Below are 2,197 nucleotides of genomic sequence, written 5' to 3'. Positions count from 1 at the left end.
AAAAATGGACCCTGGAATGGTATTACCTATAGCGACGGTTTCTTTTACATATCTGAAGGAGGGCAGCTCGAGGGAGGAAAAATACTCAAGGTGAGTAAAGAAGGTACTGCACAGGCACTGGTTGAGGGCTTACCAAGTCTTGGGGACCACCATACGAATGGCCCGGTCATAAAAGATGGGTATCTGTATTTTGGACAAGGCACGGCAACCAATTCCGGAATAGTGGGTAATGATAATGCCTCTTTTGGGTGGCTCCACCGCTTTCCCGATCTTCACGATATCCCATGTAAGGATATTACTATAAATGCAATAAACAGTGAGACAAAAAATGTTCTGAGCGAAGATCCCGATGATAAAGCAGTTACAGGCCCCTTCCATTCTTATAATAAAAAAGCTGAAACAAATGAGGTGATAAAGGGAGCAATTCCCTGTACGGGTGCTGTAATGCGGGTGCCAATCAACGGTGGCGATCTTGAGGTGGTAGCCTGGGGGTTCAGAAATCCTTACGGCCTCGCATTAGCCCCAGATGGACAGATCTACGTTACCAATAACTCTTATGATGTTCGGGGCAGCCGTCCCGTTTGGGGAACAGGAGATTTGCTTTTTAAACTAGAGCAGGATGCGTGGTATGGATGGCCAGACTACAATGGAAGTATGTCCATAACCCACCTGGAGGTGCCTGGAGAAGAAGACCCAAAAAAAATACTGGTGAATGATCCCGGTACGCCGCCACAGCCCGTGGCAAGTTTGGGGGTTCACTCCTCCTCCAACGGAATAAGTTTTTCCACAAATGAAGACTTTGGCTTTGAAGGCCAGGCTTTCATAGCCCAGTTTGGCGATATGGCACCCGGAGTAGGTAAAGTACTTTCCCCTGTGGGTTACCGCGTGGTTCGCGCAGATGTAGAAACAGGGATCGTGGAGGATTTTGCCACTAATAAAGCGAAAAAGAACGGACCGGCATCCTGGTTGGAAACAGGAGGTTTGGAAAGACCGGTGTCAGTGCAGTTCAGTCCCGATGGTACTGCATTGTATATTACAGATTTTGGAATCCTTGCAACGAGCAAGGAAGGTGCTAACCCTGTTAAAAATTCTGGTGTGGTATGGAAAATTACAAGACAAGATTAAAAGGAAGAAATTACAGGTTTATAGCTATAGCGCTTCTATCAGGCATTGCCATTATTAGCTGCTCTGCCCCAAAGACAAAACCTTATGCTGAAGTGGTCACGCTGCCAACAGAGCAGCTTCAAAATGGGAGGATACTGTTCAACAATTACTGTGCCTCCTGTCATCCTGGAGCAATGTCGGGTGTGGGGCTGGCTATTATAAATAAACCTTTGCCAAAGGCTCTTATTAAATTTCAGATAAGAAACGGAATTGGTGTTATGCCCGCATTTAATGAAAAACAACTCTCAGATGAACAGGTAGACAATATCGCAGAATACCTGCGCTACTTGCGTACAAACAGGAACAAAGACTAAATTCTGAGAAGTGAAATTACCAACACTGCATTTATTCTTTTGATTTTGTTCTCTGCCAACCTGCAGTTAAATGATCCGGATCCTTTGCTATGGTTTTCTATTTATTTATCTGGTGCTATTTTATGCGATCTGCCGTTTTTAAAAAGGGTTTTCCTGCCTTTTATTAGGTGGCCATGATTTTCTATACTGGTTATGCTGTTTACCTGTTATTGATTCCCGATTGTGCGATTAGCTGGTACAGAGATCATGATGCCGAGAACATTGCCTAGACTATAAAAGCCGAAAAACCCGGGATAGAAAATACCCGGGAATTTTTTGGATTATTTATTCTTGCATTTGCAAAAAGGTATCAACCTAGTGATGCATAAGAGAAAAACGAATGAACATCAGCTTTGGGTCAATTCTGGTGAGCCTAAGTACGCTAGCAGTAATAAAGTAGTTGAAGTAGTAGTGATGCACAGCTACTAAAGAAAAACGATAAAAATTAATTGATAGATATGAGAAAGAATGAAAAAGAAGTATTGGACGGGTACGTAGTGGATATTATTTGTCTTCGGCGTATTTCACCCTCGCAATATACTAAACAAGCAAGTGAGCATTCTACCGCCTGCGCTTTGATGGGCCACTGCGTAGAAAGCGGTTATGGATTGATAGGGGAGAATAACGAGCTAAAACTGCTTGATCCCAAAGCTACCCCTCGCATTGTTGCCCTCTTAAAA

At 43.6% G+C, this 2,197-nt stretch carries 4 protein-coding genes; all 4 read left to right on the top strand.

From position 1 onward, the window contains the following. Positions 1–1,125: PQQ-dependent sugar dehydrogenase (locus tag RM549_RS19250; protein WP_311687723.1), on the top strand; the 1,125-nt coding region annotated here is incomplete at its 5' end. Next, complete coding sequence (locus RM549_RS19245; RefSeq protein WP_168137769.1) at positions 1,101–1,478, top strand: c-type cytochrome; 378 nt, start codon at positions 1,101–1,103, stop codon at positions 1,476–1,478. The genes RM549_RS19250 and RM549_RS19245, both read left to right, overlap by 25 nt. Before the next feature lie 39 nt (positions 1,479–1,517). Further along, the gene (locus tag RM549_RS19565; protein ID WP_432264724.1) at positions 1,518–1,655 is read left to right on the top strand and encodes a transmembrane 220 family protein; all 138 of its coding nucleotides are present in this window, start codon (positions 1,518–1,520) and stop codon (positions 1,653–1,655) included. A gap of 320 nt (positions 1,656–1,975) precedes the next feature. Then, a partial coding sequence (locus RM549_RS19240) for a hypothetical protein (RefSeq protein WP_311687721.1) occupies positions 1,976–2,197 on the top strand: 222 nt, incomplete at its 3' end.

This window comes from Autumnicola patrickiae, from assembly GCF_031846525.1.
Classification (GTDB): domain Bacteria; phylum Bacteroidota; class Bacteroidia; order Flavobacteriales; family Flavobacteriaceae; genus Autumnicola; species Autumnicola patrickiae.
This window is presented reverse-complemented; position numbering and strand designations above follow the sequence as displayed.

What these genes read in the sequence shown, in the direction of transcription:
- RM549_RS19245 (WP_168137769.1), top strand. Translation starts at nt 1,101, where the DNA reads ATGGAAAATTACAAGACAAGATTAAAAGGAAGAAATTACAGGTTTATA.